Genomic DNA, 18,066 nt, shown 5'->3' with positions numbered 1-18,066 from the left:
AATCCTCGTCAAGCGGAAGGGGTTGGAACGCCGGGACGGCGCTGCTGCAGCCAGTCGGCGGCCTTTTCGCCGCCCAGGCGCGACCATTCGGATAAGCGGCCGGTATCCACGCCGGCAGCCTGCAACTGCGGCAGCCAGCGTTCGGCGTCGTCCTGCGGGCGGTAGCCGATGCGCACGGCGGCGGGGTCGTCCTTTCGGGTGCGTGTGTTGCTGGATACCCCCCAGATCACCTGGAAGCCGGGTTCGGTCCAGCGCAGGCAGCGGTCGACCAGGTGCGCGGCGTCGTCCGGGCTGCACCACATGCGCAGGTCGCGTGCGTTCACCGGTTCCGGCTTGTAGGCGCAGATGCGCCAGGCGAAGGCGATCACGCCGAAGGCTTCGGCCTCCGCCCGCAGCAGGCTTTCCCCGAACACCTTGGAGGCGCCGTACAGTCCGGTCGGGTTGGCCGGCAGGTCCGGGCTCAGGACGACGTCGGCCGCGTGCAGGCCGCAGTAATGGTTCGAGCTGGCGTAGACGATGGTGGAAACGCCCGCGCGCCGGGCAGCCATCAGCGCATTGTAGGTGCCGCTGAAGTTCAGCGCCTCGATGGTAGGCCAGTCGGCTTCGCGCGGGTGGCCGCCCAGGTGCACCAATGCCCGGCAGCCTTGCATGGCAGCCGCCATGCCGTCCTGGTCGGCCAGGTCGAGCTGGTGGAAACCATCGAGCCGGCCGTCCAGGGGAGGGCGGATGTCGGAGAAGCGCACCCGGTAGCCGAGTGCGGCGAGACGTGCGCGCAAGTCGCTGCCGATGCGGCCCGAGCCGCCCGTGATGAAGACCTCGCCCGGCGGAGCGGGGCTGTCTGCGTGATGGATCGTCATGTGATCAATTGGAGTGAAGGAGGGCGTCTGCTGGCCGGCTGAGAACTGCGTCGACCGCCGCGAAATGCATGTCGATGGCGGCACGCACCCGTTCGCGGCGCCCGCTCTTGATGGCCTCGAACAGGTCGAGGTGGCGCTGGAAGCTGAGTTCCGCGTTACGGTGCGGCTGCGCCGCGATGATGCGCTGGTTGACCTCTTCGATGGTCGAGCGCAGCGCGTCCTGCAGGAAAGCGTAGAAGCGGTTGTGCGAGGCGTTCACCAGAGCGACGTGGAAAGCGACATGGGTGGGTACCCAGCGCTCGTAATCGTCCTTGCAGCGGTCGAGCTCTCCGATCAGTGCGCCCAGGCGCGCGATGTCTTCGGCCGTGGCGCGCTCGCAGGCCAGCAGCGCGCTCTCCACTTCGAGGCCGCGACGCAGTTCGACCGCTTCATGGAGGGAGCCGGGCTGTGACGACAGCGCCAGGTTGAAGAAATTCACCAAGGGCAGGGAATTCATGGCCAGCACACGCGCCGGCTTGCCGTGCACGATCTCGAGCGCGCCGATCGCGACCAGCTGGCGCAGGGCTTCCCGGACGCTGGGCTTGCTGACATTGAAAATGCGCGCCAGCTCCGCTTCGGCCGGGAGGTGCTGGCCGGGGGTGTAGCGTCCTGAAGTGATCCATTCCGTGATTTCCTGGCCGATGGCAATGGACAGAGTGCGCCGCGGTTCCAGCTGGGGCATCGAATGCATGAACAACTCATCAATACAGTTAAGATATGTTATATCCTAGCATGTGCACATTGCCTCTGCTAGCGATATCCCGGCGTTCAGCCCGGACACTTGATTATGAAATTCGTCGTGCTTGGAAATAGCGGCCGGGACCGCCGTGATTTTCATAATCCTCTATTCCATGAGGGACGCAATCCTCTGCCGTGCACGGTACTTACACACGCTGATCACTGCGAGCCGCAACATGAGGTTTTCATGCAAACAACTAATTCAATTGATGAGATACAGCCTGCAAAGTCGTCTCGATGGGTTCGACTCCCGTCCTCGCCTCCAGAATATCTCGTACCCTCGCATCGGGTATCGATCGAAACCAGAACTAAATGAATTGCCGGCTTATGCCGGCAATTTGCATTTGCGCTTCGTCCATCCTCATTCTTCCAGCGTAAATCGGCCGGTTAGCCCGACGAGTTCATTGGTGTGGGTCGTTCAAATACTGCCGGTAATAATCCGTAAATGCCCGGACTTTCGCCGACGCCTGCCTGCCGGGCGGGTAGACGGCGACGATGCCGGCAGATGGAAGGGCCCATTCGGGCAGGGGACGGACCAGCTGCTTCGAGGCGATGCCGCCCTGGGCGCTGAACTGGTCCATGACCGAGACGCCCATGCCTTCGTGTAGCATGGAGCGCAATGCGCCAGGCGAATCGACACGGATGCGCGATTTGACGTGGATGGTCCTGGTTTCTCCGGTACGGGAGGCGAAGGTCCAGGTAAAAACAGACCAATTCATAATTCATTTTGCTGCTTTTCTTAACAATAAGGATGAGTATGGCTCTGCCTGCCCTCGACCTGCGCACGAGCGACCGCGTAGTCGATCTCATCGAGGCCGGGATCGATGTCAGCATCCGTCTCGGCTGGCTGCGCGACTCTTCCAACCGGGCGGTCAAGCTGGGAGAGCTCGAGCAGTACCTGATGGCGTCGCCGGACTATTTTCGGCACAGGAAGCCGCCCGTCCAGCCTGAGGAGCTGGAATCGCTCGACTGGGTTGTCCTGACACTGTTACCGACGCCGTAGGGCCTGCCAGGCCGCCCGGCACCGATCCGGATCACGCTGGCGGATGTTCGGTTCGCCGATCGATCCTGCGATGCGCGCGTGCGTACGGTCACCGGGGACTTCGGCGCGCCCGGCGTCCTCGACGCGCTGTTCGACACGCCGGCGGATATCGTGTTTCACCTGGCGGGCGCCGACTGGCGCCACCCGGAAGGACCGGGCAGTACGCTGGCGGGAAGGGCGAACCAGCCGGTGGTACAGATCACCCGTGCCGACGCCTCTGCCTACGCCCGATGGCTGGGCCGGAGCCTGCCGACCGAGGCGCAATGGGAGTATGCGGCCAAGGCGGGTGGGAAGGGCGAGCGGATCGAACGCGGTCCGCGCGACCGCCTTGGCAGGCCGAGCGCGAATTTCTGGCAGGGCTTGTTTCCCTTCATGGATACGCGCGAGGACGGCCATGCCGCTCGCGCCCCGGTTGGCTGCTACGCTGCGAACGGTTTCGGCCTCTACGACATGATCGGCAATGTGTGGGAGTGGACATCGGAGCCGTGGCACGGCAGCCACCAGCCGCACGGCAGCGGGGCGCCGGGCAGGGTATCAGGCGAGGAGGGGCTGATCAAGGGAGGCTCATTCCTGTGCGCCACCGACTATTGCGTACGCTACCGGGCGGCGGCGCGTCATCCGCACGACACCGGGCTTGGCGCGGTTCACGTGGGGTTCCGCACCGCGTCCACGGCGCCGCCGTGAGGCGGCGCAGTCACCAGGTTCAGGGCAGCTCGCCGGAATGACCCAGCCACTCGACGCATTTGCCACGCAAGCTGGGAAAGCGGAGGGCGATGCCCGCCAATCCCTGCTCCAGTTGCGGCCTGGTGTTGAACGGGAAAACGTCGTTCATGGACAGAGCAATCGCGATCCGGTATTCGTCGCCTGACTCCAGCCATTCGTCGCGCACCGCGAGGATGCTTTCTCCATTGTCGGCGACACACCAGATCATCCGGTCCAGCACTTCCGCGATTGCCTCTGCCGGGACGCCAGGCGCCCGGTCCTCGACAAGTAATTCGATAAGCGCACGTATTTCAGTCATGGCGACCAGGTCCAAAGGGTTGAATGGATTCTCGCGCGTTTGAAGCAATGCCATCGATCTCACTGTACATACCGCGCGACCACATCCAGTCTAGGGATGTGTTGTGTCAAATGCAAGCAAAAAGTTCTATTCTTCATAGCGGTGCGACACGTCCGCGCGCTCCATGCGGCCGCTTATGGCGATCGCGCGCACGGGATCGCCATTTGCGGTTTGTGAGACGCGCATGCGACTGTGTACGCGCGGACGCCGCCGGAACTGTGGCGCAAGTAAAATTTACTTGTTGACCCGCGCATTCTTCCGAACTACCATAATCAAAAATGACAACGATGGACAAAACGGCGCTCCAGCTGTTTTGTGCAGGAGACGGAGGGGAAGTGTCAACCATTCACGATGTGGCCGAGAAGGCCGGGGTGTCGATCAAGACCGTGTCGCGCGTGCTCAACGACGCCAGCTCGGTCTCGGAAAAGACCCGCAAGAAGATCGAGCAGGCCATGCAGGCGCTCGACTTTGCGCCGTCGGCGGCGGCGCGCATGTTGCGCGGTCGTCCGACCGACCTGGTCGCGGTGATCGCCGAACAGCTCACCACCTCGCCCGATTCGTCCGAAATCATCAAGGGCATCCAGTCGGTCTGCGAGCAGCGGGGCAAGATGCTGCTGATCGGCGAGACGGGCGGGCACGCGCAGAACGCCAGCCGGCTGGTGAACGACCTGCGCGAGCGCCGCGTCGAAGCCATCATGTTTGCCACGCCTTTCCATGCGCAGGTCACGCTCGAGCCGATCCTGGGCGCGACCCCGACGGTGCTTGCCAACTGCTTCGAGACGCCGGCCCGCTATCCGCAGATCGTGCCGGATGACGAGGGCGGCGGCTACGCGGCCGCGAAACTGGTGCTCAATGCCGGTCACAAGAAGATCGCGCTGCTGCAGCTGATTCCGTACATGGTGGCGACCGAGCTGCGCTTCCGAGGCTTCCTGCGGGCCATGGCCGAGCACGGGGTGACGCCACGCGCCGAATGGCTGCAGTACGGCGCGGCGCCGATTCCCGATGCGGAGTTCAGCCACCTGCAGGACGCCATCGACCGCCTGTTCGCCACCGGCGACCGGCCCACCGCCATCCTGTGCGGTAACGACAAGATGGCCATGCGCACGATCTTCATCCTGCAGCGCCGCGGCCTGCGCGTGCCCGACGACGTGTCGGTGGTCGGCTTCGACGATTTCCGCCTGATCTCGGAAGCGCTCGATCCGGGCCTGACCACCGTCGCACTGCCGTATCGGGAGATGGGCGAGCAGGCCGCACGCCACGCGTTCGCGGGTGACGCCTCCGCCGGCACCATGCTGCTCCCGTGCCGTCCGGTCGAACGCGGCACCGTGACCAGGCCGCCGAAAGGACAACGCGCATGAAACCATGTCTCGCCGCGATCGCGCTGCTGCTGCCGGCCTTGACTTGCGCCGCCGCGCCGGTCGAAATCCGCATGTGGCGCCACGACACCGGCGACGCCGAAATGGCGGCCGGGCGCGCCGCAGTGGCCCGCTTCAACGCGAGCCAGTCGAAGTGGAAGGTGGTCATGCAGAGCATGCCGCAAGCCACCTACACCGGCGCCATCACGGCAGCCTCGCTGGTGCGCCAGCTGCCCTGCGTGATCGCGATCGACCAGCCGACCGTCCCCAACTTTGCGTGGGCCGGCCATGTACGCGCGCTGGACGAACTGCTGCCGGCCGAGGCGGTGGAGCGGCTGCTGCCGGGCGGGCGCGGCACCTACCGCGGCAAGCTGTATAGCGTGGGCCAGTTCGACGTGGTGCTGGCGCTGTTCTCGCGCCGTTCGGAGCTGGCCCGGCTGGGCGTGCGCATCGCCACCATCGGGCAGCCTTACAGTGCGCAGGAGTTCCACGACATCCTGGTCAAGGTCAAGCAGGTCGGAGCCTACCGTTTTCCGCTCGACATGAACGGCCGCTCGCGTGCCGAGTGGCTGAGCTATGCATTCTCGCCCTGGCTGCAGAGCGCCGGCGCCGACCTGATCGACCGCGGCGGCTACCTGCGCGTCGACGGCATTCTCAACAGCCCGCAGGCGCAAGGCGTGGCGCGCTACTATGCACAGCTGTTCAGGGAGCGGTTGGCCGAACGCAATCCCGCGGACGACCGCGCCTTCGAGCAGGGCCGCGCGCTGTTCCACTATACCGGCTCGTGGAAGGCCGACGACTACGACCGCATCTTCGGCCGTGACCTGGTGGCGATGCCGCCGCCCGACTTCGGCAAGGGGCCGCGCATCGGCGCCGCTTCCTGGCAGTGGGCCATCTCGCGCGACTGCCGCCAGCCCGAGGGCGCGGCGGCCTTCCTGAACCACATGATCTCGATCGAGGAAATGGCCGAGATGTCGCGCGCCGCCGGCCACGTGCCGGTCAGCGCCGCCGCGGCCGCGCGCACCGAGCATTATCGCGAGGGCGGTGCGCGCCGCATCTTCTTCGAATTCGCGCAGCGCTACGCGGTGCCGCGTCCCGCCACGCCGGCCTATCCGGCCATCTCGGCGGTGTTCGAAAAGACCATGTCCGACCTGCGCGCAGGGAAGGACCCGGCCGAAGCGCTCGACGAAGCGGTCGAAGCGATCGAACATAATATCGCCCGCAACAACGGTTACGGGTTCTCGTCCAAACTCCCCGCCGGAGCACAGCCATGAAACTGCGCACGACAGCCCGACTGGGGCAGGACAGGGCGTGGGACGTGGCTTCGTTCGCGGCGCCTGCCATGCTGCTGTTCGCGAGCTTCATCCTGCTGCCCTTGCTGCTGGCGGCAACGGCCACCTTCACCAACCACCGCCTGGTGTCGCCCGAGCCGACCCGTTTCATCGGCCTTGACAACTACGTGCGCCTCTTGTCGGTGCAGACGCTCAGCGTCGAGAAGGAAGCCGGACGCTATCCGACTTGGCGCGAGACGCGGCAGCTGCATCCCGAACTGTCGGGCTACCGCCCGGCCTTCCAGCTCGAACTGGGCGACACCCGCTACGTGCTGGCCGCGCGCGACCCCTTGTTCTACCGCTCGCTGATCAACACCTTCCTGTTCGCCATCCTGGTGCTGCCGCTGCAGTGCGGTGCCGCACTGGGGTTGGCGATCCTGGTCAACCAGAAGCTGCGCGGCCGGATCTTCTTCCGCACCGTCTACTTCGCACCGGTGGTGACCTCGATGGTGGTGGCCTCGATCGTCTGGTCCTTCCTGCTCAACACCGACCGTGGCCTGATCAACGCCATCCTGCGCGTCCTGCTGGGCAACCCCGACCTGAGCCCGGACTGGCTGGGCAGTCCCAGCCTGGCCTTGCCATCGATCGCGCTGATGTCGGCCTGGCAGGGCGCAGGCTTCCAGATGCTGGTGTTCCTGGCCGGCCTGCAGTCGATCCCCCACGAACAGTACGAGGCGGCCACGCTGATGGGCGCGAATGCCTGGCAGCGCTTCGTGCACGTGACCCTGCCGGGCCTGCGCAACACCATCGTCTTCGTGCTGGTCTCGACCACCTTGCTGGCGTTCGGCCTGTTCACCCAGGTCGACGTGATGACGCTGGGCGGGCCGCTCGACTCGACCTCGACCGTGGTCTACCACGCGGTGCGCAAGGGCTTCGAAGAACAGGACATCGGCTACGGCTCCACCATCACGCTGGTGTTCTTCACGATCGTGCTCGGCGTGTCGCTGCTGCAGCGCCGCCTGGGCGGAAACGGAGGCAAGACATGAACCAGCCCACGCAGACCATGATCAGGAAGACCCTGCTGCTGGCCATGATGACGGCGCTGGGCGTGATCTTCGCCATGCCACTCGCCTTCATGTTCGCGGCGTCCTTCAAGGGCGACACGGCGGTGTTCGATAATCTGGCGCACTGGTCGAGCTATGTGCCCGGCCCCGGCTGGTCGCTGGACAATTACCGTGCGATCTTCGAAAAGAGCGACCTGCCGGGCTTCCTGCTCAATTCCACCATCGTCGCCGTGTGCACCGTGGTTGCCGGCGTGATTCTCAACAGCATGCTGGCCTATGCCCTGGCACGCATGCGCTGGGGCGGACGCCACGTGGTACTGGGCATCGTGGTGGCGCTGGTCATCGTGCCGTTCGAAGTGATCTCGATCCCGCTGCTGTCGCTGGTGGCCCAGCTGCCCTGGCTGTCCTTCGAAGAGGGCATGCTCGCCCTGCGCACCGGCTGGTTCAACAGCCTGCACGTGCAGATCATTCCCTTCGTCGCCAACGCCTTCTGCACTTTCCTGTTCTATCAGTTCTTCCGCGATATTCCTCAGGAGCTGGACGAAGCGGCCAAGATGGACGGGGCAGGGCCGTGGACCATCTACCTGCGCGTCATCATGCCCAACAGCGGCCCGGTGATCGCCACCGCCGCCATCATCCTGTTCATCGGCGCGTGGAACCAGTACCTGTGGCCGATCATGGTGATCCAGTCGGAGAGCTTCCGGCCGGTCCAGCCGGGCATCCAGCAGTTCTTCGGCCGCAGCAACTCATGGGGTCAGATCATGGCCTATGCGACGGTCATCACTTTCCCGGTGCTGGCGGTATTCCTGGCCTTCCAGCGGCAGTTCGTGGCCTCGGTCGCGGGAACGGGCATCAAAGGCTAACCTCTCTCCAAACGACAATGACCCTCAAAATCGACGACAAATTCATCTGGGACTTCTGGCACTATGCGGAAGACGGGATCCAGCACCTGTTTTACCTGCAGGCCGACCGCGCCATCGGAAACCCGGACCTGCGCCACTGGAACGTCTCGGTGGGCCATGCGGTGTCAAACGACCTGCGCAACTGGCAGGTGAAGGGTACCGTGTTCCGGCCGTCCGCTGCGCCGGCCTGGGACGACTACACCACCTGGACCGGCTCGGTGATCAAGGCCGAAGGCTGCTACCACCTGTTCTATACCGGTACCTGCCGCGCCGAGAACGGCATGCGCCAGCGTATCGGCCACGCCACCGCGCGCTCGATCCACGGCCCGTGGACCCGGGTCGACTGCGGCCTGGGCGCCGGCCTCGCGCTCGACCTGGACGAGCGCTTCTATGAAGAGCATGCCGAAGGCCGCTGGCACGACCGCGCCCTGCGCGACCCCTACGTGCTGCCCGAAAAGATCGACGGCATGTACCACATGTTCTTCACCGCCCGCCGCAAGGACGGCGACAAATACGAGCGCGGCGTGATTGGCCACGCGGTGTCGCCGGACCTCGTGCACTGGGAGGCGAGCGCGCCCGTGTACGAGGGCGGCCACTACGGGCAGCTGGAAGTGCCCCAGGTATTCGCACGTGACGGCCAGTGGTTTTGCACTTTCTGCAATATCCGCGAACACTGGTCGGCGGCGATGCTCGAGGCCTGCGACGGCGGCGTGTCAGGCACTTCCTATCTGGTGGCCGAGCATCCGCTCGGACCGTGGCGCCCGGCCGAGCAATTCCTCGACGGCGCGGTGCCGTGCCGCCGTTACGCCGGCAAGATCCTGCGCGATCCGGTCACCGGTGGGGACTGCCTGATGGCATTCGAGGATACCGGCCCTGATGGCGCTTTCGTGGGCCGCATCACCGATCCGATCCCGCTGACCCTGGCGCAGGGACGCTATTCGCTCGCCGGATTTTTGACACCCGAATGACAACGGTGGACAATAACAACAGGAGACAGGTATGAAGAACGACAGGGGACTGCGCACACGGCTGGTGGCGCAGGGGAGCGTGGCGCTGGTGGCGACGCTTGCGATGGCGGCATGCGGCGGCGCCACCGCGGCGCCCGGCGGCGCCACGCCTGCGCCCGTTGCGGCCGGGGCGATGCCGTCCGTGCCGGACGGCCTGGCGCATTGGACGCTGGACGATGCGGCCGGCGGCGCGGCGCGCGAGCGTCTCAGCGGCCGCGCGGACAGCGTGCAGTTCGTGTTCAAGCGCGCCCGCTTCAAGCCCGATTCCGATCCGCTCTGGCGCGCACCGGCCAAGTGCATCAAGGGCGGCTGCCTGCTGTTCGACGGCTATTCGACCGATATCGCCGCACCCGGCCTGAGCGCGGCCCAGGTGCGCGGGGGCCTGACCTTGTCCGCCTGGGTTGCGCCCCATGCCTTCGAATGGGGTGACGGCGACCACTATTCCGCGGTCCTCAGCCAGTTCGACGAGGCCAGCAAGCAGGGCTTCTCGTTCGGCATCCACCGCCACGGCAGCTGGGGCGTCAAACTCGGCTTCGGTTCCAGCGTGATCGACCTGCGCGTGCGTGACCGCAAGCTGGCGCGCGACCAGTGGGCCCATGTCGCTGCAAGCTACGATCCGGTCAGCCGCATGGCGCGCCTGTTCCTGAATGGCGTGCAGGTAGCCAGCCGGCCCGCGCCCGCGCAGGGCGACTTCACCGTGCCCGCAACGGGCTTGACGGTCGGACGGCATTCGCAGCCGCTGTCGGTGGCAGGGGTGTTCCAGTTGAATACCTACTTCGGCCTGATGGACGAGGTGCGTATCGGCACCGGCGCAGCCGATGCCGCGCTGCTGGCACGGATGATCGCGGACGACCTGGGCGCGCGCGGCGGCAAGGCGCCCGCACTCCATCCGGACGATGTGAAGGTGCCGCTCGCGACCTTCGACGGCGACCGCTATCGGCCGCAATACCACGCGATGCCCGATGCGGGCTGGATGAACGAGCCGCATGCGCCGTTCTACTATCAGGGCCAATACCACCTGTTCTTCCAGAAGAATCCGTTCGGACCCTTCTGGCATCAGATCCACTGGGGCCACTGGACCAGCCCGGACATGGTGCACTGGCGCGAGCAGCCGATTGCCATCGCGCCGGAAGACGATACCCTGGCGCCGGACGGAATCTGGTCGGGCAGTGCGGCCTTCAAGGAAGACGGCACGCCGGTGCTGTTCTTCACCGCCGGGAACGACAGTGAGCGCATCCGCGAACGCAGCGCGCTGGCCACGCCGAAAAACCTGCAGGACCCCTACCTGCTCGAATGGGAAAAATATCCGAGGCCGGTCACGCTGCAGCAGAGCGGTCCTGGCTACACCGGCGACTTCCGCGATCCTTTCGTGTTCCGCGACGAGGCAGGCAAGCGCTGGTTCCAGCTGGTCGGCTCGCGCATCCCGGGCGGCAGCGGCATGGCGATGATCCACGAGTCCAGGGACCTGATCAACTGGACCTACCGTGGCCCGCTGTTCACCATCGATGCGAAAAAGTATCCAGGCTTCGAGAAGACCTTCGAGCTGCCGGTATTGCTGCCGATCGGGAAGGGTGTCGATGGACGGGAACGCCACGTCTTCCTCAACGATATCGGTGCGCAGAGCTACTACTGGACCGGCGTGTTCGATCCGGACAGCGCGCGTTTCACACCTGACTCGGAAGCGCCACGCGTATTTGACCTGGGCCAGGGCCACTTCTCCGGCCCGTCCGGTTTCGTCGACCCGAAGAGCGGCCGCACCATCGTGATGTCGATCGCCCAGGGCGAGCGCACCGCGCAGATCGACTGGGATGCCGGCTGGGCGCACAACGCCGGCCTGCCGGTCGAGATGAAGATCGGCCCGGATGGCGACCTGCGCCTCAAGCCCATCGACGAACTGAAGGCGCTGCGCCAGGCGCCCATCCTCTCGCTGGAGAACGTCAGCGTGGCCCAGGCCCGCGCCGCGCTGGCCAGGGCCGGCGGCGACGTGATCGAAGTCGAGCTGGAACTGCTGCCTGCGGCCGGCGTGGCCGCCAAACGTGGCCTGGTGCTGCGCAAGGCGCCCGACGGCAGCGAGCAGACCGCGTTGTATGTGGACACCGCGCGCGCACGCTTCGAGATCGACCGCAGCCGCAGCACCCTGGACCCGGACATGCGCTCGCACGGGGTGCAGGGCGGCGACTTTGCCCTGAACGGTGAACCGCTGCGCCTGCGCGTCTACCTGGACCGCTCGATGGTCGAAGCCTATGTCAACGAGCGCAAGAGCCTGACCAGCCGTGTGTTCCCTGCTCGTCTGGACTCGCTCGGCCTGGACCTGCTCGCCGCGCCGGGCGACCGCGTGCGGTCGCTCAAGGTCTGGCCGCTCAATGCCAAGGACGGCAAGCCGCCGGTGCCGGTGGCGCCGGCGGGTATCCGCGTCGACCCCGCATCCGCCTTCCGGACCGGCCTGCCCAACGGCGACTTCGCCGCCTGCGACCTGTCCGGCTGGACCGTGAAAGAGGGGATGGCATTCTCGGGTGCAGGCATCAGCCGCCAGAAACTCGTCGGCGGCACCGTGGGCTATTACGGCAATGATCGTCCCGTGGACGCCTGCCACTACGCCGGCGCCGGGGTGCCGGACGGCGACAGCGCCGTCGGCGTGATGGAGTCGAGCCGCTTCGTGCTGGGCGGCGACGGCCAGATCAACTTCCTGATCTCCGGTGGCCGCGACAGCGAGCGCCTGTACCTGGCGCTGGTGCGTGCGGCGGATAATCGGGAACTGATGAAGGCTACCGGGCTGGATTTCGAACAGTACCAGCGCGTATTCTGGGATGCGGCCGTATACAAGGGAGAAACCTTGTACCTGAAGGCCGTCGATCGCGCCACCCGCAAGGGCGGCCACCTCAACCTGGACAGCATCAACGTGCCGGTCGCACGGCTGGTGAAATAGGAGAAAGCATGGCATCGATCGTGCTCGCGGATGTCGCCAAGTCGTATCCGGGAAAGGAAAGCGCCCATATCCTCAAGGGCATCAGCTTCACCATCGAAGATGGCGAGTTCGTCGTGCTGGTCGGCCCGTCCGGCTGCGGCAAGTCGACCCTGCTTCGCATGATCGCCGGGCTGGAAGAGATCAGCGGCGGCGAGATCCGCATCGACGGCGAACGGATCAACGAGACACCGCCCGCCAGGCGCGGGCTGTCGATGGTGTTCCAGAACTATGCGCTGTATGCGCACATGAGCGTGTTCGAAAACATCGCCTTCGGCCTGCGCCTGGCCAAGGTGCCGAAGGCCGAGATCCACACGGCGGTGCGCGCGGTCGCGAAGATGCTGCAGCTCGAGCATCTGCTGGAGCGCCGCCCGCCCCAGCTTTCGGGCGGACAGCGGCAGCGCGTGGCGATCGGCCGCGCCATCGTGCGCAAGCCGCGCGCCTTCCTGTTCGACGAACCCCTGTCGAACCTGGACGCGGCCCTCCGCGCCGACATGCGTGTCGAGATCGCCCGGCTGCACAGGCAGCTGGGCGCGACCATGGTGTACGTCACCCATGACCAGGTCGAAGCCATGACCCTGGCCGACCGCATCGTGGTGTTGAGTCCCAATGGCGTAATGCAGATCGGCACTCCGATGACGCTGTACGAGCGTCCGGCCAATGTGTTCGTGGCGGGCTTCATCGGCAGTCCGAAGATGAACCTGCTGCCGGCCAGCGTGGCCGAAGGCGCGCTGCAGCTGGGCGAGCAGGCGCGTCTTCCGTGGTTCGGCGCCATTCCTTCCGGCAGCCGGGTCACGGTCGGCCTGCGGCCCGAGCATCTGGCGCCCGACCCGGACGGTCCCTTGCGCGGCACGGTCGCGCTGATCGAGCGCCTGGGCGCGGAATCCTACGTGCACCTGAACGTACCGGGGCTGGCGATGCCGCTGGTGGTGGCGCTGCGCGGCGAGCCTCCGCGCGAAGACAGCGCCTGGGCCGTGCGCCCGGCGGCCGGCCAGATCCACGTATTCGATGAACAGGGCCTGCGCGTCGACAGCGCGGAGCCCGGCGGTATCAAGGAGGTAGCATGATCGTCGTCTGCGGTGAAGCCCTGTTCGACGTCTTTCCCGGCGCGTCCCATGCGGGCGGGATCGACCTGTCGGCACGTATTGGCGGTTCGCCTTTCAATCTCGCGGTGGGGCTGGCCCGGCTGGGCGCGCCGCCGCTGTTCTTCGGCGGCCTGGCGCGCGACCTGTTCGGCGAGCGGCTGGCTGCCGCGCTGGCTGCCGAAGGCGTCGATGTCGGCGCCGCGCCGCGGCCGGATGCGCAGACCGCGCTGGTCATGGTCAGCGTCGATGCCGGCGGCATACCGGCCTACAGCTTCTATGGATCGGCCACAGCCGAACGCAGCGTGCTGCCGGCGGACCTGGCCCTGGTCCCCGACGACGCAAGCCTGATCCACGTGGGCTCCTACTGCATGGTGGCTGAGCCGGTGGCCGGGACGCTGCGCGCCCTGGTAGAGCGCCAGCAGGGCCGCAGCCTGATCGCCTACGACCCCAACATCCGGCTGGCGGTCGAAGCGCGCATCGAGGTGTGGCGTGACGCGCTCGAATGGATGCTGCCGCGTACCGATCTCCTGAAAATCAGCGACGAAGACCTGCATCACCTGTATCCGCACTGGTCGCCGCAGGCGTTCATGCGTCATGCGCTCGACGCCGGTGCGCAGCTGGTGGTGGTCACGCGCGGCGGCGACGGCGTGCTGGCGGCCAGCGCGCACGGGGCGAGCGCGGAGCTGCCCTCGGTGCCCGTGCAGGTGATCGACACGGTCGGTGCAGGGGACACTTTCCAGGCCGGGCTGCTTTCCTGGCTGTCACGGCACGCGCTGCTGCACCGCGAAGGCCTGCGCAGGCTGGACTGCGCGACCCTGGCCGCGGCACTGGGTTTCGCGGCACGCGCAGCCGCCATCACCTGTTCGCGTCGCGGCGCCGATCTGCCGCGCCTTCGCGAAGTCAGCGGGGAATAACACCGACATGTTCTGTTGTAGAAATGTCTCTCGTTAGACACCAGGAATGACAACGATAGACATCTTGTAAAGACGCGCTTACGATGACAACGGTGGACATCAAGCGCTGCATCTGGGGGGAGGGCAGGCACGACACAGCAACAACAACAAGATGATCGAGGCTCAGGCGGCGAAAAGTTGCCACCGCGCCAATTGAAGGCTTATAAAATTCAACGAAGGGGACACTTCATGCGTTATTCGATTGCACGTTACATTGGACGTTCCGCCGCGCTGGCCATCTGCCTGCTGCCGGCTGCCGTATTCGCTCAACAGCAGTCTGCCCAGGAGCAGGCGAGCCAACAGACCCAGGCCGAGCCGGCGCTCGAGAAGAAGTCGGACGATCCGCCTCATGTGGTGATCGTGACAGGGGTCACCCGCAGCACGAGCAAGAAGAACGCCACGTTTTCAATCAATACGCTGTCCGCAGAGGATATCCAGAAGCTGGCGCCGATGAGTACGGCGGACCTGCTCAACAACATTCCCGGGATCTATGCCGAAGGCAGTACCGCCGGCGAGGCCAGCAACAACATCACCGTGCGCGGCCTGCCCGTGGTGGGCGGCTACCGCTTCGCGCCGCAGCTGATCGACGGCCTGCCGGCCTATGAAGAGCCGGAAGTGCCGCTGATGAACAACGACGTGTTCATCCGCGATGACCTGATGACCGAGAGCGTGGAGGTGGTCAAGGGCGGTACCGGCGGCATCCTGTACTCGAACGGCCTGGGCGCGACGGTCAACCACGTGACCCGCACCGGCCGCCAGACGCGCGAAGGCGGCTACAAGTTCGAATACGCGGACTACGGCTTCTACCGCCATGACGCCTTCGTTTCCGGCCCGATCAATCCCAACCTGACCTACGCCGTGGGTGGCTTCTATCGCCAGTCGGACGGCATCCGCAACACCGGCTACACGGCCGACAAGGGCGGCCAGATCCGCGGCAACCTGCTGTGGAACAGCCAGGACCGCAAGACCCAGGCCCGGGTAGACGCCTTGCTGCTGAACGACCGCACCGCCTTCTACCAGAACCTGCCGATCTCGGTGCCGCGCTTCACCGCAAGCGGCACTCCCGACAATCCGACCGTGCTCGATTCGGACAGCATCGAGCCGCTCGGCATCCCGTTCGCACACGGCACCACGGCTTCGCCCCACAACCGCAAATTCCCGATGCTCGGGGAGTACGGCAAGCGCACGGTCGACCAGGCCGACGGCATCCACCCGAACTTCAAGATCTTCACGCTCAAGCTGGCGCATGAGCTGGACAACGGCCTGCGCCTGTCCACCGGCTTGCGCCACACCGACGGGAGCAGCGGCTTCAATGCGGTCTTCACGGGTAACGACACCACCACGGCATCGAACTTCCTGAACGCCCGCTATCAGAACGACGTGGTGTCGCCGGCCCACAATGCTGCGCTGGCCTGTAACCTGAACGATGCGAAGCTGCTCGGCTACTTCAGCGTGCCGTCATCGAACGCCTGCGCGCAGTTCGCCAACATCAGCCGCGACGACTTCATCCGGCGCTACGCCCGCGCCACCGCAGTCTCCGGCAAATGGCTCAACGACGGCACGGCGGTGCAGCCCAACAAGCTGCTGAACTTCCTGATTCCCTTCGTGGCCCAGTCCGAAGCGCACGGCAGCTCGCTCGACGTCAAGGCGCAGAAGACCTTCCAACTGGCGGGCAGCCACGACATCACCCTCGGCCTGTACAAGAGCCGCTACGCGTTCTCGCCGAACTTCCAGGCATCCTTGATGGTGGGCGAGAGCGCCGAGAATTCGCGTCTGGCCGAACTGTTCCCGGTCGACGCCAACGGCAACCGGGTGGGCCCGAGCCTGACCACCGGCAGCGCAATCCTGCCAGGCTGGTTCGGCTTCGTCAGCGACGTCAAGGCCGACGGCAGCGCTGCCTACCTGTTGGATCACTGGGAAACCATGGGTGGCAAGCTGAAGATGGACATCGGCGTGCGCTGGCAGGACGTGCATGCGCGCGTCGACCGCCGCGACCGCGACCAGGTGACCAACGTCACGCCGGCCAATATCGTGCCCGGTTCGCTGCAGGATACGGCCGCCGATGACGGCCTCCTGTTCCCCGGTCCGTCGCAGAAGCTGGACAGGAAGTTCGATGCGGTCGGCTGGTCGATCGGCGCCAACTACAGCTTGAGCCGTCCGCTCGCCGTCTACGCGCTCGCCTCGCATTCGTTCCGCCTGCCCAGCGTGGAGGACCTGAACAACCTGGCAACCGCCCGTCCGGTGGTCGTCAATGGCCGGACCATCAATATCGAAGCGGTCGAGAAGATTCGCCAGTACGAGGCCGGCCTGCGTTACCTGACCCGCGGTTTCGGCGCGGCGGTGGCGGTGTTCTACAACGACTTCACGCCGCGCAGCCAGATCAACCAGTACAACGACTTTACCTCGCCGCAATGCTCGTCGCTGGGCGGCATCCCGCAGATTTCGACCTGTCCCAACGTGGCGCAGCTGTACAAGCGCGGCGTGAAGAACGTCGGCACCGAGGTCGAGTTGAGCTGGCGCCCGTCGTTTGTCGAAGGCCTGGAGCTGAAGGGCACCGTGGTGGCCCAGAACCCAAAAGTCAACGGCGCGCAGTACACCCTGGTGCGCAGCGTGCGCGATCCACAGGGCGTGATCACCGGCTATGAGTTCAACCAGGTGAGCGAGGACGGCCGCCGTCCACGGCGTCTCGCGAAGCGCATGCTGAACTTCATGCCGTCGTGGGACCTGGTGAACCTGACCGGCATTCCGCTCACCGTATACGCCCAGTACCAGTTCACCGGATCGCGCTTCTCCGAAGCGACCGACCGCGACGTCACGCTGCTCCCGGAGTACTCGATCCTGAACCTGGGCGCGCAGTACCAGGCGACCGAACGGCTGATGGCGCAGATCCACGTGGCCAACCTGAACAACTCGCTGTCGTTCACCGAAGGCGACCCCTTGTTCACGGACCTGCTGTCCCCGGACAGTACGCGTAACCGCGGCGTGGCCCGTCCGCTGTTCGGCCGCACCATCCGCTTCAGCCTGACTTACCGCTTCTGAGCGGAGCGGCTACGCATCTTCTCTCCCTTGGGGCAGCCGTCGGCGCTGCCCCACTCTCATGGAAGGAACTCGACTCTAGTCGAGCCAAATGTGAGCCGAAGTGTCCAAATATGATCATGGAAAGCACGATAGGGATCGGACAGGCCGCGAGGCTGGTGGGGGCCACGGTGAATGCGGCCGGCGACGTGTTCGGGATCGAACTGCGCCTGCAGCCGGGCAGCGCCGTCCGCTCGGGCATCCGGGTGCATGGGCAGACCGAGATCGGCTACGACCGCGAACAGGGCGTGCTGTATCTCGACCGGTCGGTGCTCCCACGCCGGACATGGTGATTACCCGCGCCGGCAGCCAGGCATCGAGCCAGGGTCCCGCCCAGTACTTCACCGGCAGCGTGCGCGTGGATTCGCTGTTCGGCGCCCATCCGCCCGCGGCCACGACGGGCGCCTACGTCAACTTCGCGCCGGGCGCGCGCTCGGCCTGGCATACCCATCCGGCCGGGCAGGTACTGGTCGTCACCGCGGGTGCCGGCCGGGTCCAGCAATGGGGCGGTCCGGTCCAGGACATCCGGCCCGGCGATGTCATCTGGACCCCGCCCGGGGTCAAGCACTGGCACGGGGCCGCCCCGTCCACCGGGATGACATGGGTGGATGTGATGCCGCCCAGCCTGGGGCAGCGGCCGCCGTCAGCGTGAAATC

At 65.9% G+C, this 18,066-nt stretch carries 16 protein-coding genes and 1 pseudogene; 13 read left to right on the top strand and 4 right to left on the bottom strand.

The features are described 5' to 3' along the window. Positions 1-8: 8 nt before the first annotated feature. The 3 genes from AC56LK_RS14560 to AC56LK_RS14550 all read right to left on the bottom strand — a co-directional run bounded on the left by AC56LK_RS14560 (position 9) and on the right by AC56LK_RS14550 (position 2,353). A complete protein-coding gene (locus tag AC56LK_RS14560; protein WP_497185209.1) occupies positions 9-857 on the bottom strand; it encodes an NAD-dependent epimerase/dehydratase family protein in 849 nt (282 codons plus the stop codon). Positions 858-861: 4 nt separating this feature from the next. Further along, positions 862-1,587 carry a FadR/GntR family transcriptional regulator gene (locus AC56LK_RS14555; protein ID WP_497185208.1) on the bottom strand — a complete coding sequence of 242 codons (726 nt, stop codon included), beginning with the start codon at positions 1,585-1,587 and terminating at the stop codon, positions 862-864. Positions 1,588-2,035: 448 nt separating this feature from the next. Then, a complete protein-coding gene (locus AC56LK_RS14550) occupies positions 2,036-2,353 on the bottom strand; it encodes a LysR substrate-binding domain-containing protein (RefSeq protein ID WP_497185207.1) in 318 nt (105 codons plus the stop codon). Between the two features lie 38 nt (positions 2,354-2,391). Here AC56LK_RS14550 and AC56LK_RS14545 point away from each other — a divergent pair, with 38 nt between their 5' ends. Continuing rightward, positions 2,392-2,637 carry a LysR substrate-binding domain-containing protein gene (locus AC56LK_RS14545; protein WP_497185206.1) on the top strand — a complete coding sequence of 82 codons (246 nt, stop codon included), beginning with the start codon at positions 2,392-2,394 and terminating at the stop codon, positions 2,635-2,637. 165 nt (positions 2,638-2,802) lie between these two features. Continuing rightward, positions 2,803-3,360: pseudogene (locus AC56LK_RS14540) on the top strand (SUMF1/EgtB/PvdO family nonheme iron enzyme); the annotation flags it as partial. 19 nt (positions 3,361-3,379) lie between these two features. Here the strand turns inward: AC56LK_RS14540 and AC56LK_RS14535 are convergent. Further along, the gene (locus AC56LK_RS14535) at positions 3,380-3,751 is read right to left on the bottom strand and encodes a hypothetical protein (protein WP_497185205.1); all 372 of its coding nucleotides are present in this window, start codon (positions 3,749-3,751) and stop codon (positions 3,380-3,382) included. A gap of 320 nt (positions 3,752-4,071) precedes the next feature. Here AC56LK_RS14535 and AC56LK_RS14530 point away from each other — a divergent pair, with 320 nt between their 5' ends. The 11 genes from AC56LK_RS14530 (at position 4,072) to AC56LK_RS14480 (ending at position 18,062) form a co-directional block, all read left to right on the top strand. Next, a complete protein-coding gene (locus tag AC56LK_RS14530) occupies positions 4,072-5,094 on the top strand; it encodes a LacI family DNA-binding transcriptional regulator (RefSeq protein WP_497185204.1) in 1,023 nt (340 codons plus the stop codon). Beyond that, a complete protein-coding gene (locus tag AC56LK_RS14525; RefSeq protein WP_497185203.1) occupies positions 5,091-6,365 on the top strand; it encodes an extracellular solute-binding protein in 1,275 nt (424 codons plus the stop codon). The genes AC56LK_RS14530 and AC56LK_RS14525 overlap by 4 nt, the downstream gene beginning before the upstream one ends. Next, positions 6,362-7,408: a carbohydrate ABC transporter permease gene (locus AC56LK_RS14520; RefSeq protein WP_497185202.1), complete on the top strand. Its 1,047-nt coding sequence runs from the start codon at positions 6,362-6,364 to the stop codon at positions 7,406-7,408. Before AC56LK_RS14525 ends, AC56LK_RS14520 begins: the two co-directional genes overlap by 4 nt. Then, positions 7,405-8,289, top strand: a complete 885-nt coding sequence (locus AC56LK_RS14515) for a carbohydrate ABC transporter permease (RefSeq protein ID WP_436105361.1) — start codon at positions 7,405-7,407, stop codon at positions 8,287-8,289. The genes AC56LK_RS14520 and AC56LK_RS14515 overlap by 4 nt, the downstream gene beginning before the upstream one ends. 17 nt (positions 8,290-8,306) lie before the next feature. Further along, positions 8,307-9,296 carry a family 43 glycosylhydrolase gene (locus AC56LK_RS14510; protein WP_497185201.1) on the top strand — a complete coding sequence of 330 codons (990 nt, stop codon included), beginning with the start codon at positions 8,307-8,309 and terminating at the stop codon, positions 9,294-9,296. Between the two features lie 31 nt (positions 9,297-9,327). Further along, on the top strand, positions 9,328-12,261 hold the full coding sequence (locus tag AC56LK_RS14505) for a glycoside hydrolase family 32 protein (RefSeq protein ID WP_497185200.1): 2,934 nt from the start codon (positions 9,328-9,330) through the stop codon (positions 12,259-12,261). Between the two features lie 8 nt (positions 12,262-12,269). After that, entirely contained in the window at positions 12,270-13,364 is a 1,095-nt protein-coding gene (locus AC56LK_RS14500) for an ABC transporter ATP-binding protein (protein WP_497185199.1), read from the top strand. Then, positions 13,361-14,296, top strand: coding sequence for a carbohydrate kinase family protein (locus AC56LK_RS14495; protein ID WP_497185198.1), 936 nt, complete (start codon positions 13,361-13,363; stop codon positions 14,294-14,296). Before AC56LK_RS14500 ends, AC56LK_RS14495 begins: the two co-directional genes overlap by 4 nt. A gap of 228 nt (positions 14,297-14,524) precedes the next feature. Further along, complete coding sequence (locus tag AC56LK_RS14490) at positions 14,525-17,374, top strand: TonB-dependent receptor (RefSeq protein ID WP_497185197.1); 2,850 nt, start codon at positions 14,525-14,527, stop codon at positions 17,372-17,374. Between the two features lie 116 nt (positions 17,375-17,490). Further along, positions 17,491-17,703, top strand: a complete 213-nt coding sequence (locus AC56LK_RS14485) for a hypothetical protein (protein WP_497185196.1) — start codon at positions 17,491-17,493, stop codon at positions 17,701-17,703. After that, entirely contained in the window at positions 17,697-18,062 is a 366-nt protein-coding gene (locus tag AC56LK_RS14480; protein WP_497185195.1) for a (R)-mandelonitrile lyase, read from the top strand. Before AC56LK_RS14485 ends, AC56LK_RS14480 begins: the two co-directional genes overlap by 7 nt. The last annotated feature ends 4 nt before the right edge of the window (positions 18,063-18,066 follow it).

The organism is Telluria sp. ZB4P36, assembly GCF_059685865.1.
Note: the sequence above shows the minus strand (reverse complement) of the source record. Positions and strands in the feature narration are given on the sequence as shown.